Below are 21,657 nucleotides of genomic sequence, written 5' to 3' on the forward strand. Positions count from 1 at the left end.
ACTTTGGCAGCAAACGAGCGCTCGGCGCACTTTCACAGTTCCCAAAATAATCACACCATAGTAGTGACAAAAGGCAGAAATCAGTAAGTCGCGGGCAATGCAAGACAAACATAGTTCAAATTTCTTTGGGATAGATCTGCCAGAATCCGGCAAACGGTCCTCGTCCATCGATCAACTGAAACTGCTACGCAAGCTCTGCCCCCAACCTGCGCCAGTCCCCCTAATTCGTATCGGTCCGGGCCAAGACGGAACATACATCGTGCCAGACGACTTAACCGGCATTACTGCCTGTTTTTCTCCAGGTACAAATAATTTCAAAGACTTCGAGGACGTCCTTACACACCAATATGAAATAAGCGCATTCATGTACGACGGTGCCAATGAAGCTGACAGCATCCGAACTCCGTTAGTCAAAGGAAAGCAAAGCTTTGAGAAGCTCTGGCTTGACGTCGACGGAACAGAAAACAGCATTAGCCTTGACGATTGGGTCGCTCGGCATCAACCTAATTCCGGCGACGATCTTATGTTGCAGATTGATATCGAAGGCGCAGAGTATCGAAACCTACTCGCTTGCAGCGACGAAACTCTGAAAAGATTCCGCATCATTGTGATCGAAGTGCACGGGCTGGACCAAATGGTGAATGATGCCATTCTAGATGCAGTGCTATTGCCGTTCTTCGAGCGCTTAAATCAATATCACACATGCGTCCATGCCCATCCGAACAACTACTTTAGGCCGTTCCATATTCCTGACCTGGAAATCTACGTACCACCCTTGTTGGAACTCACCTTTCTTCGGGACGACCGCTTCGAGAGAAAGGACCGTTTCGAAGTAGAATTGCCTCATCCGTTAGATATTCGCAGCAACGTCCGAACCAAACCACCCGTTTTTCTTGACGATTTCTTTCGTGGCAGACCCCCATCCGAGAAAGAGTCGTTGCAGATGCTCGAGGTTAGATCAAGTTGGCAGTTCCAAGAAGAGGCGCAACTGCTTGAGGAACGCTCCAACTTGGTTATTGAAAAACTGAAATCGGAAAAGGAAAAGTTCATTCGTGAACGAGACGTAGCACTGTCAGAGCGAAACGCTGCTTTTGCCGAACGGGACATCGCGCTGGCAGAGCGCGACACGTATCGCAGAAAACTCGCCCATGTCATAAGATATCCTTGGAAACACGCCGACAAGTTTATCAGGCGTAAGAAGACCAACGTCTAAAGGTATGTCGAACATTTTGGCCTTGGGCCGATACAGTATCTAAGTTTGTAGCCGCGAACGCCGAGATTTTGGCGAAATCAACAGGCCTCACTTGTCGCTGATGCGGGCGCTGCAAAATGCGAATGAGCGGTTCAAGAAGTCTGTTACTATTTCTTGGATCTCGTCACGGCACGTCAATCCTCTGCCAGTGACCTGTCCAATAGGCTTTGGGCGCGGGCTTTCATTGCGACTGAGGCCGGATCCCCGTTTCGGGCCTGGTCTGCCGCCTCAAATGCAGCAATAGCCTTTTGCAACTGCCCGGCCCGGTAGTGTGCAAGTCCCTGCTCGTAAGCGTTAATCCAAGCAATGGGTCCATCAAGCGCATCTCGCATCGCGAACAGTTCATAAACGACTATTTCTTCGGTGCGCCCTGACAAGTTAAGTGTGTCCAGTTCGCGAACCACTATCGAGTCGGCCGCCTGACGTCTCGTCTCCGGCCCGATCAGGATCAGCGTGCCATAGTCTTTGTTGGACCCTTCCAATCGGCTGGCAACGTTCACGACATCACCAATCGCAGTGTAATTCAGACGCTGTTCTGAACCGATGTTTCCGACCAGAGCCTCACCGCTGTTCAGCCCTATCCTGACGCGCAGCGGGTTGCCCGCCTCATCTTCAATTCCGGACGCGTCCACGGAAGCGACAAGGTCCAACGCTGCGCGGCAGGCATGTTCAGCGTGGTTGGAATCGTTTCGTGGTGCGCCCCAAAATGCCATCACTGCATCGCCAATGAATTTATCAATCGTCCCACCGTTGTGAGTAATGGCCGAAGCGGCTGCGCTGAAAAAAGGTTCCATCAATTGGACGACATTAGGACCGAGTTTTTCTGACATTCCCGTGAAGCCAGCGACATCGCAAAACAGCACCGATATTCGCTTTATGTCCCCACCAGGCTGCGTCTTGATGCCTTCGGCAACCAGCATGCGCACCAGATCGGTCGGTACATACTTTCGGAATGCAGACAGACCTGCAGCCATGCTTGCGGTCGCCGCCGAGAGATTTTCAAGCTCAGACAGTTTGGAAGGCCTACGCTCGATCCGTTCGACATCAAAGCGTTCAATGCTACCAAGGTCTTCAGCAATGCGCGCCAACGGATTTGCCACAACCCTGCGGATCAACCAGATGGCCAGCCCGCTTGCGAGGACCACTACAACGATCAGCACGTAAACAAGGTTGATAAGCGTTTCATCGATACCCGAAAGAAAGGCCGCTTCAGGAATGACCGTGGCAACGCGCCAGCCGTAAAACCCCAGCGGCGTCAGCGCTACCGCATAAGGCACCCCGTCGACGACGATACGTTTCGTCAAAGTGCCCGGAGTATTCGTTTGGGGTTCAGCCAATAGCCTCTCGCCTGAGATCATGGCGGCTTCATAAAGCTTACCCTCGCCCATGCGTGCCGGTGTAGTTTCATCCGCTTCTGCATCAGGAACCGCTATGACTTTTCCGTCGGCGTTCAGAATAAACGCCGCACCAAACTCACCCGGTGCAAGCGTGGCGAGAAAGCGTGACAATCGGTCAGTTTCGATCGCCACCGCCAAAACCCCTTGCCGCGTTCGGTTAACATCTATCGGACCGGCAAAGGCGTAGATGGTTTTGTCTCTCTCTGGAAGATCTCTCGCTTCGATCCACCCGGCAGAGTTGAGCCCCATGAAGTTTTCAAACCAAGCATGTTCGCGCGGATCATAGGATGTTTCAGTAAAGGTCCGCTCTTCAAATTGGATGTCACCGGGAATGAAGATGTATCGGTCCTTCCTTAGCATTCGATCCCGGATATCCTCATCGATTTCAATCATCTCAAGCCCACCGTCACCCAAGCGATGTGACGCAAAAAAATTTCCATCGGGCCAGCCGAAGAAAATCCATGAGATATTCGGCTGCGCCTGCAATTGTGACAAAAAAACAAACTCTCGCTTGTCGGCCTGCCGTGTCGCGATAACGTTCTGAACAAAGATAGTGCGAACGGCTGCCCAGGCGGCTTCTGCCGACCTGAGGGTCACGCCCACCTCGATACGGACGGTGTTCGCAATCTGGCTATTGATCTCAGCCGCTAGCATACGGCTGTTGTCGCGCGCTGTTGTCCACCACAAGGAATGCACGATAACCGTCGATACTCCGATGGACACGGCCACCAGAATTGACACAGCTATGCCCACGCTGAATCGCAAGTAAGTCTCCGATAGAAAAGTCAATTGCTTCAATATTGAATTGAGACTGTCAGGAGAGCAAAGCTTTCATAGATCAAACCCCGTATTCTCACGTATCTGTTAGGTTCAAACCGAGGATTTTGTCGAAGCGGAGACCTAGTCATTATCTGCTGTATCTGATTTTCGAGGTGTTTCGGATGTTTCGCCAAGGTGATGGTCCGGCCTATTCCCGCCTTTTACCAACCGCAAAAAATGCTTCGAACGCAGCCTGAATAGCTGTCATTCGCTGCAAGCGCTCGTTCAAACCTTTCAAGTCAATCGCAGGTCACATGCAGTGTTGCCTGATCTTGGAGGCCAGTTCTAGTCTTCGTGGGAAGTTGTTGCGCAGAGGTCCGTCCACGAGTCCGTGATTCTTTGCGGCGAAGATCCTAAGTCGAACCGCCAGAAAGGAGTTTCGGAACCAGTTCCTCTGCAAGCGAGGCGACAGCGTCCACTCGTGCGATGCGCCGCGAGCCCGGGCGGAATGTCAGATAAACCGAATATGAGCGCGAGACGTGCTTGGGTAAGCAGCGGATTTGGAAATCTGATTGTGGCGGATTTGGTCAAGGCCGGGCATCGCGTTGCCGGGACGGTGCGCGATCCCGCAGGACGCAACAAGGAGGCCGCGCAGACCCTGCTCAATCTCGGCGTAGAGGTTGTCGAAATCGACGTGACAGACGATGCTTCTGTCGAAGCGGGCGTGGTCTCGGTAAAAGCCACGCTCGGGCAATTCGACGTGTTGGTCAAAAACGCTGGGGCTGGCGCACACGGTCTGCAAGAGAACTTTTCTGGCGACGATTTCCAGCGCGTTTTCGACGTCAATGTCGTCGGAGTGCAGCGAATGACCCGCGCCGTCCTTCCCAAGATGCGAGCGCGGCAATCCGGGCTGATATTGAACGTCACTAGCCTTCTTGGTCGCGTGACGGTCCCCTTCCTCGGCCCTTACAACGCGGCGAAATGGGCGGTGGAGGCGCTCAGCGAAAATTACCGCTGGGAGTTGAGCCAGTTTGGCGTTGATGTCGCCGTCATCGAGCCCGGTGGCTTTCCGACGAACTTCTTCACCAACCTCATTCAGCCGTCTTCGCGTGATCGGGATGCAAGCTATGGCGAATTTGCCGGAGCGCCCGAGGCCATGCTGCAAAGCATGGGGGAATCCCTGGCCAACAACCCGCTACAGGTTCCGCAGATCGTGTCAGACGCAGTGCTTGGGGTGATCCATGCCACGCCTGGACAGCGGCGGTTCCGAAATGAAGTGGACAAGAGCGGCATGGCAGACCCCGTCATTTCGATGAACAAGCAAGCGGAAAAGGCTACCGAGGTGCTCTTCACCGCCTATGGTATGGAAGGTATGATGAAGCTCAAGACTAACGTTGCCAACGCGGCCTAATAACTATGGCAGGTCTGGGGTATTCCGGGCCTGTCGATCCAACACGGGCATAGGAGGAGCCTAGCCGATGACACACCCCGCATTTACCTCAGACTCTGTGGCCGTGATCACCGGGGGTGCCTCCGGCATCGGCCTCGCTGCCGCAGTGAAGTTCGCTCAGATGGGCATGCGCATTGCTATTGTTGATCAAGACACTGAGAAACTAGAGACCGCGGCAAACACGGTGTCTGCCGCCGGTGCGGCCGATGTGATGACGTCTGAGACAGATGTCAATGATCGCGCGCAGTTAGAAGCGTTGGAACGGATGGTAGCAGACCGCTATGGCGGAACAGACATCTTAATGAACAACGCGGGTGTCGGTGGTAAATCATCGACCATTGGGGACCCCACGGCGTGGGAAAAGATGCTGGGCGTGAACCTTTGGGGTCCGATCCACGGCACTCAGGTATTCGCACCAAAAATGATCGCGCGAAACAGACCAGGTGCAATAATCAATACAGGGTCCAAGCAAGGTATCACCACACCGCCGGGTAACCCTGCATACAACGTCTCCAAAGCGGCTCTGAAAGCATTCACCGAGGCGCTATCACATGAGCTGAGAAACGGCCCCGGCCATCAGATCACAGCGCATCTCCTTGTGCCTGGCTTTGTTTATACTGGTATGATCTCCCTGCCTGAAAAACCTGCCTCCGCTTGGACCGCAGAGCAGACGGTCGACTTCTTTGTCGACAGCGTGAACCGAGGGGACTTTTACATCCTCTGCCCCGACAATGATGTCTCACGAGATATCGATGAGAAACGCATTGCCTGGAGTGTCGGAGACGTCGTCGAAAATCGCCCCGCACTAAGCCGATGGCATCCAGACTATAAGGAGGCTTTCGAGGCGTTTATGGCGAAGGCTGACTGAACGTCGTAACAGTCCACCGCCTCGGACAAGTAAATATTCAAAACTGTCCGAGGGTCCTTCTGGTTAGGCGGCACCTTTCAATTCGCGTTTAATCTATCGTAAACAGCTCCTGCCTTTCAGCAACACCGCGCAATCTGTATTGCCCCAGGGAAACAAGACTTGGAATGGAGCCCACCAAGTCGCCGGCCACTTTGTCGGAAACAACAATGTTCTGATCGAGCGCGCTGCACATGCCAAGAATGCGGGAAGTCGTATTCACTGCCGGGCCAACCACTGTGAAATCCAGGCGAGACCGACCGCCAATATTGCCATAAAGAACATCACCTGCGTGCAACGAAAGAGTGAAGCCGGTCGTTGGCAACCCATCCGCTTGCCGTCGTTGGTTGAGTTCGTCAAAGGTATCTCGCAACTCCGCTGCCGCGTGAATTGCGACGCGGCGCGCGTCCGGAACTTGATTGATATCGAAGATGGCAAGCATTCCATCTCCCATGAACTTCAGAACGTTACCGCCATGGCGTTCAACGACGTCAACAGCTTCCGCGAAGTAGTCGTTTAACAATTCAATGATTGAATGCCCCGGAAGCGCCTCTGACAACTTGGTAAACCCTCGTAGATCAAAGTACCAAATCACCGCCGAAATCGTTTCCGATGAACCTCTGGTGATGTCCCCTGAAAGCACACGCTTACTCGCGTCCTTGCCCAGGTAAGCGGCGGTAATGTCCTCAGCCATCAGCCTGTTCGCACCACATTTCAGCGTCAGGCAAAGTGGAGATATGAGTTGACGCAAACCGTCAAGTTGTTGACTTGTGAAGCCCCCGCTCGCGTCAGTCGTCAGTGAAATTATGGCCCCTTCCTCGGCCTGCATTGGGTCAACAGGCGTAGCATTATCCTGTAACAGGAAAAAGCGTTTAACAGCGAAGTAGTCTGTGGCACCGCGCTCGCGAAGTTCATCAAAGATTGGAAAGTTAAGCTCGGGTTCTTCGGCTGTCAGATCTTGTCTGATCTCTTCGACGTTGTTTACCAAAAGATAGTAAATCGGGCTTTGGATATATTGTTCAGGTGCATCCGATCTTCGGGCAAAATCCTCTCGCTGATTTCCCCCATCCCTGTGCCAGCGGAAAGCGACCGTCCCAATCTCGGGATGATGAGCGCGCACGGTAATGTTAGCTCTTTGCAGCGGAATCCCTGCCGATACAAGACGCTTGCAGAATGCTTCCAGCCAGATCTCGACCGGCGCATTCTCTAAGCCCTGTTGAACAAGCCAATCTGCTATGTCCTGTATGGCGGCGGTCAGTTCCCAGTTTTGGACTAAAGGAGCTGCCATGATGTCCTCTTAGTGAGCTAGCTGAACTGATAGATGGCAGTCTAGTTCACTTCAACGACACATCAAATTCAATTCTCCCACTGCTCTTGTAACCCAAAGCGGTCGTTATGCGCGCTCCGACGTTTGAGTAATCCTCATACCGACTCGGTTTGTCTCACTCCTGCAAAGGCTTTTGAACTCGTATCGGCGCATGGCGTTTTCGTATGAGATTCTGGAAAGAGAAATGACATTCGAACTCTGGCTGGTTAATTTAGCTGCTGCGGTCGGATTGTCCCTGATTTCGGGTTCGACTGGGTTGTTGTCCGTTACACATGGGGCCTGCTACGGTTTTCACCCAACAATTCGCACCGTTCCCGGTGGCGCGCTTGGCTTCTTCATTCTAACCGCAACGCAGCGCTACGCACTTTGTTTCGACAGGAGTTACAAATGCGAGCGTCGGCGACTCGGTTTAACGACGGTTTCTTTCAGATGACTGGTATGATGCGGGTGGCCGACGTTTGCGGAGGTATTTTCGAAGTTCCGGCCGCGAAAGGCTGCTTAAATCAGAGAGCAGTTGGTGGCTAAAATTGAAGCTATGTCCGTCTCAAGGACGAAGCGGACTGCTGCAGTCGCCGATATTGCTGATGCAGCATTCGCTGGTATTTATAGCGCCCAAGTTGCTGCTTCGCGGCGGATGTCTCAAGACCGGATATTAACGGTCGTGGATTTGACCAGGATCGAAACTGTACTTGCGACGCGGTTCTGATGGACCACTAAACCTGATCGCTGCCCAAAATCACCGCACACGCTGCGAGGTCTGCGAAAATGTGGAAACTGGGCATAAGCTGGATCCGCGAAATCGGGCATCACCTCCACATACGATGGCTAGGTGCCGTCAATCTTTCCTAACATGGCCGAGAACTTGTCAAATTCATCGTCTGCGATCGCTGCAGTTTCGGCGAAGGCAGGGTAGTCGCCGGATGTGGCAGCTTGGTGGAACGCGGTAAGTGCCGCCCGACGCTCGGTTCGGATCTGTTCTTGCAACCGGTGAAGGTTACCAAACGCGCGGGCGTGGCGCGGGCTTTCGGGTTGTTCACCGCAGATGTCATTCTGGAACAGATAGATGATATCGGCACCAGCGCCTGATCCCAGCGACGACGTAACCAACGTGGTGCGCTTGCTGATCTCGGCCATCACGCGGTCGCAAATGACCTCTGCCTCAACAGAGAATGCGCCGGCGTTTTCCATGTCGCGAAAAGATTGCCAAAGCGCCATCGCCTCGTCCGCTGTCTTGCCAATGGCGCGCAGGCCGCCGTTCCAGGTCGACCGGCGCGGAACAAGGCCGAGATGGCACATGACAGGGATCTGCTCGCGCGCCAACATCTCAACTATATGCGGGCCGCGCGCGGTATAGACTGAATCTGCACCCTGTTTCATGGCTAGAAAGGCAGCCTTCAGCACATCCTTCTCCGTCGGGTGATCCGGCATCGGGATCGCGGCGGTGTAGAAGTGATTTGGTGCGCCGCGACGGACGGCCTCGGCGTTGACCGCATTGCCCATGACGAGGTCGACGCCGGCATCGGCGGCTGCGGCGGCCTCTTCCTCGGTATTGGCGGTGGTTTGGGTGAGTTTCCGGATGCCCTTCAGCGCCCGCAGATCGGCGGCGGTATAGTTGCGCAAGCTAAACTTCGCGTCCCAGTCGTAGATCCGTTTCATCCGCATTTCCCCTGTTCAATTGCCTGCGCTATGCCAGCCCCTTTGGGGCCAGATCACCTATGGACTTTTCGTCGTCCCCTGCCGCCTGGCGTCGCGTTGTCTTGGCCGTCGCGGGAAGGGGTGTGTCGAACGCATAGTCGGGGTCGGTCTTCTGGCGCTTCCAAGTGTCGAGCATTTCGCGCCATGCCCCGCGCAGCGTGCGCGGTTCCGGCATGTCGGCTTTGATCTCCTCGGCCAAGAGCGGCAGGTTGTAGCAGGGCACACCGGCGTACATGTGATGTTCGGTGTGCCAATTCATGTGCCAGTAGAGGAACTCGACGAATTTCGGCAGGCGGATGGAGCGAGTGTTCTTGCGGAAGTCAGTTGTTGCTGCGGTCAGTCCGCAATGCTGAGTCAGCCCGAGAAAGTAACTCAGCCAGTTGGCGATATAACTTGGAAGTGTCAGGATCAGCGGCAAGACCCATTGGCCGGTGGCAATCGCCAGCACCAGAACAAAGCCATGAAACACCAACTGGATGCGTGACCAACGCATGGATTTTCGGGCTTGGTCGGGTTGATCTTCATGCAGCGCATGAAGCCATTCGTTCGCCGGAACATCGATCGAAGGCAGCTTGCCAACTGCATCCAGCATCGTCATCCAGATGGTCGACAAAACGCCACCCTTGCCGAAAGTGCGTCCCGGTTGGGTCAAAAGATTCAGTGTGAACATCTGCAACAGGAATGTTCGGCCAACATTTGGATGGATCGGCAGCAGCACCTCTCGATCGCCTTCGGGATGCAGCGTGTAGCGGTGGTGATAGGTGTGGCTGGCGGCATAGTCGAACGGGTTCCACCAACTGATCATGCTGAAAAGGTAAAGGAAGACATCGTTTAGCCGCTTGCTTTGAAATACCGTTCTGTGGCCTAGCTCGTGCACGGAAGTTCCGCGGAAGAACGAGGCAATCGTGCCATGCGCGAAAAGCGCGATCAGAAACAAAAGCCACCAACCTTGGGCCCATGTCAGGTAAACCGCTGTACCCGTAAGGCAGAACAGGGCGAAATGCCCTCCGGCTTGCACCCAGCCTTTCCTGTCATCGCGCTTGGACAATTCACGGAAGCGCTCGGGCCGAATCTTGGAGCGATACCATTGCGGGTTCAGTGTATCTCTTACTTCAGAGAGCGGCTGATAGGGCATGTCTTCACCTTCTTGCTTGGTGGGCGATGCATTGGGATGGGATTCCCGGAGGATCATAGTGAAACGGGTCGGTTGTCGTTGACAGAACATTTGCAGGCTTCGGCAAGGCGCCTTGCAGTGCCCGGATCAACGTCGCACACGGCGGTGAGATCAGCACGAGGGTTATCGAGAATGGGCTGGGCGTGAATTGCTCCGATCACGCCTGCACCTGCGATTGCGAATTTCATCTCACGCACTTTCTTCCATTTGCCATTGCTCCTGCAATCAGACCGGACGTGACTAAACCTTCACCCATGCGCCTCCCTTTTCATTCGAGCGAACCGTCGCGTCGATGAACCGGACACCAGTGGCGCCATCGGCCACGCGCGGCATGTCCAGCCAGGTGTCCGGCACCTTTATCTTGTCACGTCGGGCAGCGGTGGCCAGTGCGAACTCTGTATATAGATTTCCCCAGGCTTCGATCAGCCCTTCGGGGAAGCCACGACCCGTGCGGATCAGACGTTCGGTTCTGGGTGACACGCCGTGGCCATGGCCGCGGCTGAGAATGCGGTCAGGCTCTCCGAACCGGGCGTGTTTGAGATACTCGGATTGTTCCAGATCCCATTCCAGCCCACCCTCTGAGCCGAAAATGCGGAGCCGCAATCCGCCGCGATTGCCTGGGGCAAGGCGCGTAGCCATCAATGTGCCGGGTACGTCGTCGGCGTAGCGTGCCCATGCAAAAAATGTGTCTTCCAGCGGCTTTGGCGCGCCGCAGACATGGAATTCGCTGCGAAGATGGGTCAGGGGCAAGTGGCTGACGAACTGTGCCAGATGCGCCGCGTGCGTGCCAATATCACCGACGCAAGAGGTGCGACCTGACTTCGCGGGATCGAGCCGCCATTTGACATGCGCCGCCTCGGCGACGTCTTCGGGCGTCATCCAATCCTGCATGAATTCCACGTGGATCTGGTTGATCTTTCCGACGCCGCCTTCTGCTACGATCTCGCGTGCCTGCCGGATCATCGCGAAACAGGACATGACATAGGAAACGCCAAAAGTGCATCCCGTTCTGGCGGTGGCATCCTCCAATGCGTCGGCCTCTGACACTTCGTTGGTCAGCGGTTTGTCGCAAAGGACGTCGATCCCGGCCTCAAGGAAGGCTATCGCTGCATCGTGGTGCAGGTGGTTGGGCGTGGTGATCATCACCGCATCGACGCCGTCGGCACGTTCGGCTTCGGCCTCAGCCATCTCGGTGAACGAGGTATAACAGCGCTCCTTGGGCAGGTGCCAATCTGCTGCGGCGGCCTTGGCACGGGCGGGGTCAGAAGACAACGCCCCGGCCACGACTTCCCAGCGGTCCGTCAGCCGCGCCGCCATGGCCTGCGTCTGCGAAATCCGCCCGCCGCCTATCACGCCAAGACGCAGGCGGCGGGACTGCTTGGGGAAAGGACCCGTAAAGTCTATGTTCTCTGGCAGGATAGGCATGGATCAAAGCTCCGGAGGGGTGGCGCCTTCGGGCAGCATTTCGACCGCCATGAAGATCGAGGGCGTGATGGTTTCAAACTGATGCCAGGGAAAATTACCCTCGGCATCATACATCGGGCGATGCGTTGTGCCTGGCGCCATAAGTTCTTCCAGATAGAGCGTGGCCACATCCTTTTCACGGCATTGCTGCATCTTGCCGAAGCCCATGATCTGCGTGTGCACCTCGCGAAAGCCCGGCACCGGACAAAAGGCGTGCTCTTGATGAAGGCCAACATTCAACGGCACGGTCGAGGAGTGGTATAGGGTAAAGCCGAATTGCCCGACCCAGGTCTTTGGCGACATGTAATGTCCGATGCCGCGCAGACGCTCTTCCTGCCGCACATCGAAGGCGGATGGCCAGGTGTCACGCACCCGCGCCATCAACGCATCCTCGTCATCATAATCCGCGAAACGTTCGATCACAGCGGCGTGGGTCACATCCTTGGCCACCGTATCGGCCAGCACAGCCGATTGCAGCGCGCCCAGGGATTGCTTGCGGATGCGCACTGGGTTTTCAGAGAGGTTCAGAAGGATGACCTTGCCATCAACCCGGTGGGATCGCTCATCCGTGATCAGCCTGATGGTGAAAAAAGGTTCCGCGATGTCGAGTGTCTCGATCGGCATGTTTCAGCGGTCTTTCGGGAAGGTTTCGGGCAGAAGTTCGGGGCGCGCGCAGGTGCTGGCAACATCGACAAACCGGGCCTCACGTGCAGAGGTCAGCATGGCCTCCATCGCCTCGGTCACGTGATAAGCCAGCGCGCCGCTGGCGCGCGGGCTGCGGCCATTGGCGACGGCGTCCGCCATTTCCAACAAGCCAACGCCACGCGCATCGTAGTTGAAGCCATGGGTGTTCTCTGCCACGCACCACTTTGCCGGCGCGTCAGGTCGGGGCCGTTTGGTCCAACGCGCCTCGGCTCGCGTACGATACCAGACCGGCCCTTGAAAGATATTGGCCCCATCGCCGGGGTCGGGATCGGGAATGCATATGGTGCCGTCCTCGCCATAGATCTCGAACCGCGGCGTTTCGCTTTCCCAGACATCGAAGCTGACCATCATTTCGCCCAGAACGCCATTTGCGAAGGCGATAAGGTTCAGGCTGTGGGTATCTTCCTCGACCGGCATCATCTCGCCATTGCGCGGCCCATTCTCGATCATCCGCTCTGCAAAGGTTTTCTTCCCCATCGCCGCTACTTGTCGAATTGGACCCAAAAGGAACACCATCGCCGTCAGGTAGTAGGGACCCAGATCAAGAAGCGGACCGCCACCTTTGGCGTAGTAGAAGTCTGGGTTTGGATGATGGCGTTCGACACCGTGTGTGGGCACGAAGGCGGCGACACCGGTCGGCGCGCCGATCACGCCCTTGTCGAGCAGTTTGCGCACCGTCTGCCAGCGCCCGCCCAGAAACGTATCTGGCGCATTGCCGACGGTCAGGCCCTTGTCTCGCGCCAACTCCAACGCGCGACGTCCATTCGCAAGATCCGTGACGAAAGGTTTCTCCGAATAGACATGTTTGCCCGCCTCAAGCGCGGCGATGCTGATGTCGGCATGAGCCGCCGGAATGGTCAGGTTGAGGATCGCGTCGATCTCGGGATCGGCGATGATCGCGGCCGGTTCCTTTGCGCAGGGCACGTCGAATTCTGCCGCCTTCGCGCGGCTTTCGTCCATGTTCAGCGAACCACAGGCAACAATTTCCAGCCCGTCAAACACGGCACAGTTCCTGAGATAAACATCACTGATCCGCCCGGTGCCGATCAAACCGACACGAAAACTATTCATACCGTCACTCACCCGAAGATCTCTTTGAACAGGCCGATACACTGCCGAAACCCGTTCTCGAAATTGCCATTGCCAGGGTGGTAGACGCTTTCAAAGCTGATGACGCCATCATATCCATCCGCACGCAGGGCCTCTGCGATCGGGCGAAACTGATCGGCAAGCTGTCCCTTGCCCAATTCGCGCACCTCGAGCGTGGCCCGGGGCGTGTCGACCTGCACGTCCTTGATGTGAACGTGGCCGAGATACCCATCACGGACCTCATGATAGCCGTCCGGATAGGCGCGTTCGTGGCACCAGCAATTATTGGCCGGATCCCAAAGCACCTTGAGTACGTCTTTGGCGTCAAGTTCGTCTATCAGACGGCGCGCGGTGTAGTTTGAATTCACCATCGTGCCGTTACCGGTTTCAACGACCAGCGTCACGCCTTCCGCGCGGGCCAGATCACAGGCTGGCGCGATCAGCGGGGGCATCGTGTCCCACGCGCCATGCGCCACATTCCACTTCTCGGCGCCGCCCTTGCCCCAGAGTATCTGTTCCTTCTTCTGGGTCATAATCCGCACCAGCGGTGAGCCGACGATATGCGCCATCTCGATCACCCGCTTCAGAGCGTCCATGTGTTTGATGTGAAGTGCGTCGCCTGGGCGGTTCGCGGTTGTCATGCCCGCAAAGATATGGCGCGACAAGCAAGAGACCGGCTTGCCCCTGTCCCTCAGCAGCTTGTCGATTTCGGCGATTTCGCTCGCCGAATGGTCGCCAACCTCATGTTCGCCCACGAACTGAAGTTCGGCATATTCCAGAACGAATTCGTCCATGACGTCAACGGCATGGGCAAGATCACGGCTGATGCCGTCGCAAATGACACCCAGTTTCATTTGTTCACTCATTCCTTCTCAGCGGCGCAATTCGGCACCGATAATTTCCTCGATCACGCGGGTGCAAACCCAGTTATCGCCGTCCGGATACTTGGTCTTTCCCGCGTGGAAGATCTGCATCGCGGTAGACGCCATATGCAGCGGCATCCCGATCTGTTCCGCAAGATTAAGCGAAATTGTCAGGTCCTTGTGCATGGTCGTAATCGAGCTGCCCGTGCCTTCAAACTTACCGTCGACGATGTTCTCCAAAGCACTTTTGGTGACGTTGCAGCCGACGCCGGATGTCGAAAACACGTTCCAGACTGAATCAGCGGACAGGCCAGCCTTGGCGCAGAACGCCGCCGCCTCGAAAGTCGCGGCGAATACCGAGCCGATTAGACTTTGCAGGCAAGCCTTGACCGTCTGCCCCTGTCCGGGGGCGTCTCCAACCCGGTGGATGGTGCCCGAGACGGCTTGCATGACCGGCTTAAACCGGTCCAGAACAGCCTCTTCACCCGCAGCCATCATGGTCAGCGTACCGCCCTGCGCACCAGCGAAACCACCAGAGACCGGGCTGTCGATGAGATGAATTCCTGACCCTTCCATTGCTGAACCGATGTCCACGGCTTCGGCTGGCTTGATGGTTGCAGTCAAGATCACGGCGCTGCCCTTCGGCATGTAACCGACCAAGCCATCCTTGCCGAGGATGACGGATTTCGCCTGATTACCATCCATGACCATGACAAAGACCGCGTCCGCATATTCGCCAATTTCGGCGACGTTTACAGCGGGCGTGCCTCCCATGCGTGCAAAAGCCTCCATCCGGTCCGCGCTCAGATCCCGCCCGATCACCTCATGACCGTTCGCGATCAGGTTCTTTGCCAGACCCGATCCCATATCCCCCAATCCTATGACACCCACGCGCATTGCGACACTTCCTTTCTGCTACGGTTTTGGGGTTTCATGCACAGTTCCCTGCGCTGGCCGGTCCAGAAGACACCCCTGGCCAAAGCGACCAATTCGGGCAATTTTTCATCGGTCGGCCATTACTTCATGGTTTTAACTGTTCCACGAATTTCAGGATCAGCTGTCCCGGCGTGGATTCAGCGTTGAAGTGTGTCTGAAACCTGAGTTCGTCCTGGGCCATCGCGCCCCCGGCGGGGACAGCAACCTCCGCTGTGCTCGCCAGTATTCTTGTGTGCCTCCCTGTGCCCAGTTAACGGCTTGTTGATTGGGGTGGATGATCCTAACCGGGCGTTCTCGTTGGCAACAAGAACTTGCATTAAGTCGATGAATTGATGTTGATTGAGGTACTAAACTCGCCAGTTTGGCCGAATTTGATGTGATTTGATGGAAAACTTGTCTGGTTCAGGTGACATACATGTACCAAGAAGGGCGACGATTTCAGCGATCGCCAAACTTGCGGGAGTCGGAACCGCCACAGTCGACCGCGTGCTCAACAATCGCGCGCATGTGGGTGAATCCACCCGGCAGCGTGTTATTCAGGCCAAACGCGCAATAGAGGCAGGCACAGCGATTGGGTCGCGCCCCCGGCCCTGGCGCTTGAAAGTATTCCTGCCCGGAGAGGCCGGTCCATCGACTGATCTTTTGGCCGACTGTCTTCAGGATTATGGTGCACGCGGTAACGCGACCATCGAATGTGTTTTCACCAAGAAACTGGAACCGGCTTCACTGGCAAGAAAGCTTCACGCGTGCGCCGGACAAGGCGTTGAGGCGGTTGCGTTTCAGGCGCTTGACGATCCGCGTGTGCACGACGCAGTTGAATCTCTCGCGCGGCTCAACATCCCTGCGCTCACCATCATGTCTGGTTTGGAGCATCCAGCCCTGATCGGCTATATCGGCATCAACAATCGCGCCGCCGGTCGCACTGCCGGGTACCTGATGGGGCGTCTCACACGGCAATCTGGGTCTGTTCTGGTTGTCACCGGAGGTGAACTCTACCGCGTGCACGAGGACCGCGAGATCGGGTTTCGCGCCTGCCTGCGGCAGGACTTTCCCCATATCGGCGAGGCCATCGTCGTTAACGGGCAAGACGATGCCGAGGGTAACTATCAGGGAGTCCGGAAAGCCATCAGCGAAAGAGACGACATTATCGGCATCTACAATGTTGGTGGCGGGCATCAGGGTGTCGCACGTGCTCTGAAAGACGAAGACGCCGCGGATGAAGTCGTCTTCATTGGCCATAACCTGACATCGCGCACGAAATCATATCTTCTGGACGGCACGATGGATATTGTGATCCATCTGAACGTTCGCATTGTCGCCGAGCAAACCGTCGAGGCGCTGGTCTCGTATCTCGAGAAGCGCGACTTCAAACCCAGCCCGATCCTGACCGGCGTAATCACTCGCGAGAACATCACCGGCGCGACCTTCGCGTGATGATCAGACCCAGCGAAAAAAATCCCGTTCTCCTGTGCTCTGCTCGGTCAACTTCTGCAGCGTTGTCGTAGGGTTGGTCCAGATTGACAAACAACATCGACCGTCCGCCAATACCGTTTGGATGTCGATTTTTTCAGCAAGGTTCAGCGCATCTTCCAACTCGACGCCACAGCAACGCACAGTGCCATCGACGTTGTTGTGTCCAAGAAAGATCTGTACGGCTCAGAGATTTCCAGCCTTTCGCTAGATCTCCGCAGCCTTAGTTCGGCGGGTTGAATGGGTGCCGTATCCGCTTGGCTCCTGACCAATCGCAGTCAGCCATTCCACAACTCGTCGGCCATATTGGCGTAGAAATATGAGGTCGGTCTTTAAACCGGTGTGTAAACATAAATGGCCAGCCGATCATTTCGGGCGAACAAACCCAGCCGGAAACGGTACCCGGCGTAATCTCGGTCAGATCGAACGAAACTGGACGCTTGGTTTTGCGCTGGATCACTGAAACCCGTTCGCGGACGCGCTGTTTCTTGACCAGATTGGTTACAGATACTCATTCCAAATCGCAGCCTCGCAATTTACTGTCGATGGCGACATTGAACAGTGTAAAATCGCGCAAGTTACCTGCGAGTTCGAGTCGGGTACGGATCGCCCAGGCTTGTTTTGGAAGTAGAAGTCCTTCTGACCGGTGATCCGACCGTTTATCCAAGCTCTGCGTTTTTGCGACTGCGGGAAGTTGTACTCTTGGCTTGATATGCCCTTCGATCCTCGCTCCAAGCCCATACATCATCAACGGTTAACATTCAGAGCTTATTGGATGAACGTATACCTGACGAAGTCTCGCCGTGTCCGGCACGAACGGCCTCATTTTTCGCCACAATACGGTGCTCAAGACGATGCGGACTCGGCAGAATCTGTGCTGCGAGCGCGCAGCGAGAAAGTCGAATTTACGCAGATGGCTCGGTGCAGGCCTTGGAGGAAGCACGGCATTGACGAGCACACAGCATCTGCCGTCCACGTTGCGACGGGGATCGCCCAAAAAGCGGCACTCGCCGCGATCGCAAAATAAGCGAATTTCAATTGACAAATTTGGACATGATTTCACAAAATCAGCCATGTCTATTCCGATCTCAATCCAACATGAAATACTCGCCATTGTAACACCGCATTTTAATGTCTCTGCAACGACATCGTTCATTGATCCGTTTCGTGTGGCTAACTACTTGTCCGGGACGAACAGGTTTTCGTGGAAGCTCGTCTCGGAACATGGCGGCGGGGTTGAGACCAGCAGTGGGATGCTAATTGAAACAGCACAATGGCGAGACGACTATGAACGCAAGCCTTGGCTCGTTCTCGTAAGTTCGAGCTGGACACCCGAGCGCTATGCGTCGCGCGCGCTTTGCACTGCGCTTCAAAGGTGGCAGCGGTCTGGTGCGATCATTGGTGGATTGGACACAGGCGGGATTATTCTTGCGAAGGCGGGCTTGCTGAAGAACAAAACAGCGACAGTACACTACGAACATATCGACGCTTTCATCGAAATTGCTCCGGATACAACCGTGTCCGAGAACATGTTCGTGCAGGACGAAGGTATTTTCACCTGTTGCGGCGGCACAGCGTCGACTGATGCCGGACTGCGGTTCGTTCATTCTGTGGCCGGCGACAGCGTCGCAAACGCGACGGCGCGATATCTGTTTCATCATGAGGTACGCGGCGAAGGTCTGTCGCAAAATCCCAAGGTGGTCGAGCCGATGGGCTATGTCACATCTGGCGTTGTCCGCGCCGCCATTGACTTGATGGAAGCGCATCTGGAGACAACGCTCTCAATACCCAAAATTGCCGAAAGAGTGGAAGTCTCGCAACGTCAGCTCAGCCGATTGTTCCATCAATACGTGCGCAAATCACCTGTCGCCTATTACCGCGATATTCGTTTGGACCGAGCGCGTGGGCTCGTCACGCAAACTGAATTAAAGTTCAGTGAGATCGCAACAGCATCTGGGTTCAACAGCCAAGTCCATTTCAGCCGCGCCTATCATCAACGGTTTGGCTTATCACCAAGCGCAGATCGGATCGACGGGCGCGTGCCATTCGAGTTCCGCGCTTGGCCAATGTACAAACCAGATCTCAGGAGCGGAGCGGACGCGTCGCCATCTGCATCGCCGTAAGCATTTTGTCCCGCTGCGCGGACAGCTCTGCCGGGCTTTTTCCTTCAGATGCGGCCGCCATGCCATCGACCAACAGCTTGATACTATTGTCGTCCAGTCGCGGGTCGCCAAGGTCATCCCACCAGCCGTTGAATGTATCCTTGAAATGGTCACAAAAGGCTTGGAGGCCACCTTCCCCCGCGCCGAGATGAAACAAGGTTGTCGGACCCATCGCCGCCCATCGCAACCCAGGCCCGGCCCACATTGCCTTGTCGATATCTTCGACGCTGGCGACGCCCTCGACAGCCATATGCACAGCCTCACGCCAGATGGCCGCTTGCAGCCGATTTGCGACATGTCCGGGCATGCCTTTTTTGATGCGGATCGTCACTTTGCCGATGTCCTGGTAGAAGGCTTCGGTTCGATCTAAGACGCTCACCCCTGTTGCAGCGTTGACCGTAAGTTCGACCAATGGGATCAAGTGCGGTGGGTTAAAGGGGTGTCCAAGGATGAATGGGCTTGGATCTTTCCAGCCCTCCTGCAGGGCTTCCAACGTCAGACCAGAGGTTGAACTGGACACGATCGTTCCCACCTCCAACCGGGGTTCGATTTCCTGATAGGTTTCATGTTTGATTGGCAGTCTCTCTGGCACGTTTTCCTGCACGAACTGCGCACCATCAACCGCATGGCCCGCGCTGGTCTCAAAGCGTAAGGCATCGGGTTTCGCCCGCTCGGTCAATCCAAGCTCTTCCAACGCAGGCCATGCCGTCTCGACGTATTTGCGCACGGCGGCTTCGGCGCCTTTATCAGGGTCGAACACGGCGACACTGCGCCCGGACGCAAGAAACAGAGCGGCCCAACTCGCGCCTATGACCCCAGCGCCCAAGACTGCTATATGTTCAATTTGGCCCATCAGAACAAACCGGGATTTAGAGGCGATGCCGCGGTCATACCGCCATCGACAGTAAAGAGTTGTCCCGTGGCAAATCCGGCTTCTTCTGATGCCAGCCAGACAGCCATCGCAGCGATATCAGCGGGTTTGCCAAACCTCCTGACCGGGTGACGCACGAGCGCATCCTGCTTTGCTTTCTTGGGGTCTTTGGCCAGTTCAAAACCTGCGTCCAACATGCCGGTTTCAATCCATCCTGGGCAGATCGCGTTGCAACGAATGTCCGGTCCGTGATCCACGGCGATAGAGCGCGTCAACCCGTGCACAAATGCCTTGGACGCATTGTAAAGCGCCATCGACGGGTCGGCTACATTGCCTGAGATCGAACCGATATTGATGATCGAGCCGCCCTTTGGCATCACGGGAATAAAGGCACGGCAACAGTTGAACACACCGCGCGCGTTGGTGCCCATCACTTGATCCCAGTCGGCATCCGTGCTGTCAGCTACGGTTTTTTCGACCTGAACACCAGCGTTGTTGACCAGAATATCCGTTGGAGTGGCGACCGCATTCACAGCCGATGGATCAGACACATCCAAGGCGAGCCAAGTGACCTCGGGTGGCAATCCCTTTGGCCGAGCGCCGCGCCCGCAGGTCGTCACTGTCGCGCCTTCGTTCAAAAACGCATCAACGATCCCCCGGCCGATGCCTTGTCTACCACCCGTGACAAACGCTTTTTTGCCTGCCAACCGCATCAGTGCGCAACCATGACGTGGCGGATCGCGGTATAGGCGTCGAGCGCGTAAACTGACATGTCGCTGCCCGTGCCAGACCCCTTCATGGCGGCCCAGGGCATTTCGGGCGTCGCAACCCCGTGGGTGTTCACCCAAGTGAAACCATAACGCAGTTTAGAAGTCATCTGCATGGCGCGTCCGACATCGCGGGTCCATACCGATGAGGCCAAGCCGTAGCTGCCTGAATTTGCGATCCTCAAGGCTTCATCCGCGTCAGAGAACCGCGATATCGAGACAACGGGACCAAAGACCTCATTGCAGGCAACCTCTGCATCATTGTCGACATTGGCGATGACTGTGGGTTCGTAGAAGAACCCATCTCCGTCGCCTGCCGCTCCGCCTGAGACAATTTCGGCAGCGCTGCGAGCACGGTCTACGAAACCAGCAACGCGATCGCGTTGCGCCGCTGACACCAATGGGCCCATTTCGGTTCCTTCAGCTTTTGGCGCACCGATTTGTATCTGACCGACTTGTTCTTGAATGGCACTCACAAGTCTATCATAAACACCATCCGCCGCCATCACGCGGCAGGGTTGCGCACAATCCTGACCTGCGTTGAAGTAACTGCCATAGCGGATCGTTTCGGCCACAGCATCGACATCGGCATCCTCAAACACGATCACCGGAGCCTTGCCACCCAGCTCCAAATGCACGTGGCGGATTTGTTCTGACGCCGCCCGCATCGCCGCCATCCCGGTAGCGGGCGAGCCGGTGACGGTAATCGCCTCCGTCCGTGGGTTGTTGATCAGAGCATCGCCAACGCTTGGCCCGCGTCCGTGGATCACGTTCAACACGCCTTTGGGCAATACATCCAGCAGCAGCTCTGCAAGACGCAATGTCGACAAAGGTGTGATTTCAGAGGGTTTTAGAACCACAGAGCATCCTGCGGCAATTGGCGCGGCCAGCTTCCATGACGCCATCATGAGCGGATAGTTCCACGGCGCGATGGCTGCCACAGGTCCGACCGGGTCGCGGCGGATCATTGATGTGTGGCCAGCAACATATTCCCCGGCCGCAGACCCCATCATCGTACGTGCCGCGCCCGCGAAGAAACGGAAGACATCGATTGTCAGCGGCATCTCATCGTCATGGGCTGAGGGCCAAGGCTTGCCGACATCAAGGCTTTCCAACTCAGCCAGCTCTTGGCTGTGTGCCTCTATCACGTCAGCGATCTGCAACAGCATCGCGGAGCGTTCGGCTGGCGATGTGCTAGCGAACGTGTCAAATGCCTCTGCGGCGCTGCGTGTTGCCGCCTCGATCTGCTCAGAGCCTGCCTCTGCCACAGCTCCGATCACTGCGCCCGTCGCCGGGTTCAACACATCCAGCACCTCGCCTGTGCCTTCGACCATTTCCCCGTTGATCAGCATTTTCGTTTGCATGTGTTTCT

General features: G+C 56.0%; 19 protein-coding genes and 1 pseudogene. 6 read left to right on the forward strand and 14 right to left on the reverse strand.

Annotated elements, in window-relative coordinates; genetic code table 11:
* Nucleotides 1-97 precede the first annotated feature (97 nt).
* Nucleotides 98-1,213 (forward strand): FkbM family methyltransferase, encoded by a 1,116-nt coding sequence (locus tag GOW40_RS20240; protein WP_171133651.1) that lies wholly within the window; start codon nucleotides 98-100, stop codon nucleotides 1,211-1,213.
* 173 nt (nucleotides 1,214-1,386) lie between these two features.
* On the opposite strand, the gene GOW40_RS20245 is transcribed toward GOW40_RS20240, so the two are convergent.
* Nucleotides 1,387-3,414 (reverse strand): adenylate/guanylate cyclase domain-containing protein, encoded by a 2,028-nt coding sequence (locus tag GOW40_RS20245; protein ID WP_217352334.1) that lies wholly within the window; start codon nucleotides 3,412-3,414, stop codon nucleotides 1,387-1,389.
* Between the two features lie 520 nt (nucleotides 3,415-3,934).
* Here GOW40_RS20245 and GOW40_RS20250 point away from each other — a divergent pair.
* Together GOW40_RS20250 and GOW40_RS20255 are read left to right on the forward strand one after the other, a co-directional pair.
* Nucleotides 3,935-4,819, forward strand: coding sequence for an SDR family NAD(P)-dependent oxidoreductase (locus GOW40_RS20250; protein WP_171133650.1), 885 nt, complete (start codon nucleotides 3,935-3,937; stop codon nucleotides 4,817-4,819).
* Between the two features lie 67 nt (nucleotides 4,820-4,886).
* Complete coding sequence (locus GOW40_RS20255) at nucleotides 4,887-5,726, forward strand: SDR family oxidoreductase (RefSeq protein ID WP_171133649.1); 840 nt, start codon at nucleotides 4,887-4,889, stop codon at nucleotides 5,724-5,726.
* Between the two features lie 88 nt (nucleotides 5,727-5,814).
* On the opposite strand, the gene GOW40_RS20260 is transcribed toward GOW40_RS20255, so the two are convergent.
* Nucleotides 5,815-7,050, reverse strand: a complete 1,236-nt coding sequence (locus GOW40_RS20260; protein ID WP_171231138.1) for an adenylate/guanylate cyclase domain-containing protein — start codon at nucleotides 7,048-7,050, stop codon at nucleotides 5,815-5,817.
* Nucleotides 7,051-7,240: 190 nt separating this feature from the next.
* Between GOW40_RS20260 and GOW40_RS20265 the strand changes: the two genes are divergently transcribed.
* Nucleotides 7,241-7,522 carry a hypothetical protein gene (locus GOW40_RS20265; RefSeq protein ID WP_171231139.1) on the forward strand — a complete coding sequence of 94 codons (282 nt, stop codon included), beginning with the start codon at nucleotides 7,241-7,243 and terminating at the stop codon, nucleotides 7,520-7,522.
* Between the two features lie 392 nt (nucleotides 7,523-7,914).
* Here GOW40_RS20265 and GOW40_RS20270 read toward each other — a convergent pair whose 3' ends face one another.
* From GOW40_RS20270 to GOW40_RS20305, 8 genes are read right to left on the reverse strand one after another with little or no spacing between them, the layout of a single operon-like run.
* Nucleotides 7,915-8,745, reverse strand: a complete 831-nt coding sequence (locus GOW40_RS20270; protein WP_171136770.1) for a 3-methyl-2-oxobutanoate hydroxymethyltransferase — start codon at nucleotides 8,743-8,745, stop codon at nucleotides 7,915-7,917.
* Nucleotides 8,746-8,773: 28 nt separating this feature from the next.
* On the reverse strand, nucleotides 8,774-9,976 hold the full coding sequence (locus tag GOW40_RS20275; RefSeq protein WP_217350593.1) for a fatty acid desaturase: 1,203 nt from the start codon (nucleotides 9,974-9,976) through the stop codon (nucleotides 8,774-8,776).
* Nucleotides 9,973-10,146, reverse strand: coding sequence for a Gfo/Idh/MocA family oxidoreductase (locus GOW40_RS22485; protein WP_171103446.1), 174 nt, complete (start codon nucleotides 10,144-10,146; stop codon nucleotides 9,973-9,975). Before GOW40_RS22485 ends, GOW40_RS20275 begins: the two co-directional genes overlap by 4 nt.
* A 52-nt stretch (nucleotides 10,147-10,198) precedes the next feature.
* Entirely contained in the window at nucleotides 10,199-11,383 is a 1,185-nt protein-coding gene (locus tag GOW40_RS20285; RefSeq protein WP_171136769.1) for a Gfo/Idh/MocA family protein, read from the reverse strand.
* Between the two features lie 3 nt (nucleotides 11,384-11,386).
* Entirely contained in the window at nucleotides 11,387-12,046 is a 660-nt protein-coding gene (locus tag GOW40_RS20290) for a hypothetical protein (protein ID WP_171133645.1), read from the reverse strand.
* Nucleotides 12,047-12,049: 3 nt separating this feature from the next.
* Nucleotides 12,050-13,198: a Gfo/Idh/MocA family protein gene (locus GOW40_RS20295; RefSeq protein ID WP_171133644.1), complete on the reverse strand. Its 1,149-nt coding sequence runs from the start codon at nucleotides 13,196-13,198 to the stop codon at nucleotides 12,050-12,052.
* An 8-nt stretch (nucleotides 13,199-13,206) separates the two neighbouring features.
* Nucleotides 13,207-14,082, reverse strand: coding sequence for a sugar phosphate isomerase/epimerase (locus GOW40_RS20300; protein ID WP_254444529.1), 876 nt, complete (start codon nucleotides 14,080-14,082; stop codon nucleotides 13,207-13,209).
* A gap of 6 nt (nucleotides 14,083-14,088) precedes the next feature.
* Complete coding sequence (locus tag GOW40_RS20305) at nucleotides 14,089-14,976, reverse strand: NAD(P)-dependent oxidoreductase (protein WP_171133643.1); 888 nt, start codon at nucleotides 14,974-14,976, stop codon at nucleotides 14,089-14,091.
* A 423-nt stretch (nucleotides 14,977-15,399) separates the two neighbouring features.
* Between GOW40_RS20305 and GOW40_RS20310 the strand changes: the two genes are divergently transcribed.
* Nucleotides 15,400-16,449 (forward strand): LacI family DNA-binding transcriptional regulator, encoded by a 1,050-nt coding sequence (locus GOW40_RS20310; RefSeq protein ID WP_171133642.1) that lies wholly within the window; start codon nucleotides 15,400-15,402, stop codon nucleotides 16,447-16,449.
* 120 nt (nucleotides 16,450-16,569) lie between these two features.
* Here the strand turns inward: GOW40_RS20310 and GOW40_RS22265 are convergent.
* A pseudogene (locus tag GOW40_RS22265) lies at nucleotides 16,570-17,230 on the reverse strand (integrase); the annotation flags it as partial.
* A gap of 58 nt (nucleotides 17,231-17,288) precedes the next feature.
* Between GOW40_RS22265 and GOW40_RS20315 the strand changes: the two are divergent.
* Complete coding sequence (locus GOW40_RS20315) at nucleotides 17,289-18,608, forward strand: GlxA family transcriptional regulator (protein ID WP_371731876.1); 1,320 nt, start codon at nucleotides 17,289-17,291, stop codon at nucleotides 18,606-18,608.
* Here GOW40_RS20315 and GOW40_RS20320 read toward each other — a convergent pair.
* The 3 genes from GOW40_RS20320 to GOW40_RS20330 are packed head-to-tail and all read right to left on the reverse strand — an operon-like array spanning nucleotide 18,568 to nucleotide 21,649.
* Complete coding sequence (locus GOW40_RS20320; protein ID WP_171133641.1) at nucleotides 18,568-19,500, reverse strand: 3-hydroxyacyl-CoA dehydrogenase family protein; 933 nt, start codon at nucleotides 19,498-19,500, stop codon at nucleotides 18,568-18,570. The two genes, GOW40_RS20315 and GOW40_RS20320, sit on opposite strands and share 41 nt — an antisense overlap.
* Nucleotides 19,500-20,231, reverse strand: coding sequence for an SDR family NAD(P)-dependent oxidoreductase (locus GOW40_RS20325; RefSeq protein ID WP_171133640.1), 732 nt, complete (start codon nucleotides 20,229-20,231; stop codon nucleotides 19,500-19,502). Before GOW40_RS20325 ends, GOW40_RS20320 begins: the two co-directional genes overlap by 1 nt.
* A complete protein-coding gene (locus tag GOW40_RS20330) occupies nucleotides 20,231-21,649 on the reverse strand; it encodes an aminobutyraldehyde dehydrogenase (protein WP_171133639.1) in 1,419 nt (472 codons plus the stop codon). Before GOW40_RS20330 ends, GOW40_RS20325 begins: the two co-directional genes overlap by 1 nt.
* Nucleotides 21,650-21,657: the final 8 nt, after the last annotated feature.

Origin of the sequence: Ruegeria sp. HKCCA6707, assembly GCF_013033515.1 — a bacterium.
Taxonomy (GTDB): Bacteria; Pseudomonadota; Alphaproteobacteria; order Rhodobacterales; family Rhodobacteraceae; genus Ruegeria.

Excerpts from the sequence above, each read along its gene's own strand:
- GOW40_RS20310 (WP_171133642.1), top strand. The coding sequence starts at position 15,400 with ATGGAAAACTTGTCTGGTTCAGGTGACATACATGTACCAAGAAGGGCG.
- GOW40_RS20320 (WP_171133641.1), bottom strand. The coding sequence starts at position 19,500 with ATGGGCCAAATTGAACATATAGCAGTCTTGGGCGCTGGGGTCATAGGC.
- GOW40_RS20255 (WP_171133649.1), top strand. The coding sequence starts at position 4,887 with ATGACACACCCCGCATTTACCTCAGACTCTGTGGCCGTGATCACCGGG.
- GOW40_RS22485 (WP_171103446.1), bottom strand. The coding sequence starts at position 10,146 with ATGAAATTCGCAATCGCAGGTGCAGGCGTGATCGGAGCAATTCACGCC.
- GOW40_RS20285 (WP_171136769.1), bottom strand. The coding sequence starts at position 11,383 with ATGCCTATCCTGCCAGAGAACATAGACTTTACGGGTCCTTTCCCCAAG.
- GOW40_RS20240 (WP_171133651.1), top strand. The coding sequence starts at position 98 with ATGCAAGACAAACATAGTTCAAATTTCTTTGGGATAGATCTGCCAGAA.
- GOW40_RS20265 (WP_171231139.1), top strand. The coding sequence starts at position 7,241 with ATGGCGTTTTCGTATGAGATTCTGGAAAGAGAAATGACATTCGAACTC.
- GOW40_RS20305 (WP_171133643.1), bottom strand. The coding sequence starts at position 14,976 with ATGCGCGTGGGTGTCATAGGATTGGGGGATATGGGATCGGGTCTGGCA.
- GOW40_RS20330 (WP_171133639.1), bottom strand. The coding sequence starts at position 21,649 with ATGCAAACGAAAATGCTGATCAACGGGGAAATGGTCGAAGGCACAGGC.
- GOW40_RS20325 (WP_171133640.1), bottom strand. The coding sequence starts at position 20,231 with ATGCGGTTGGCAGGCAAAAAAGCGTTTGTCACGGGTGGTAGACAAGGC.
- GOW40_RS20270 (WP_171136770.1), bottom strand. The coding sequence starts at position 8,745 with ATGAAACGGATCTACGACTGGGACGCGAAGTTTAGCTTGCGCAACTAT.
- GOW40_RS20250 (WP_171133650.1), top strand. The coding sequence starts at position 3,935 with ATGAGCGCGAGACGTGCTTGGGTAAGCAGCGGATTTGGAAATCTGATT.
- GOW40_RS20300 (WP_254444529.1), bottom strand. The coding sequence starts at position 14,082 with ATGAGTGAACAAATGAAACTGGGTGTCATTTGCGACGGCATCAGCCGT.
- GOW40_RS20275 (WP_217350593.1), bottom strand. The coding sequence starts at position 9,976 with ATGATCCTCCGGGAATCCCATCCCAATGCATCGCCCACCAAGCAAGAA.
- GOW40_RS20290 (WP_171133645.1), bottom strand. The coding sequence starts at position 12,046 with ATGCCGATCGAGACACTCGACATCGCGGAACCTTTTTTCACCATCAGG.
- GOW40_RS20295 (WP_171133644.1), bottom strand. The coding sequence starts at position 13,198 with ATGAATAGTTTTCGTGTCGGTTTGATCGGCACCGGGCGGATCAGTGAT.
- GOW40_RS20260 (WP_171231138.1), bottom strand. The coding sequence starts at position 7,050 with ATGGCAGCTCCTTTAGTCCAAAACTGGGAACTGACCGCCGCCATACAG.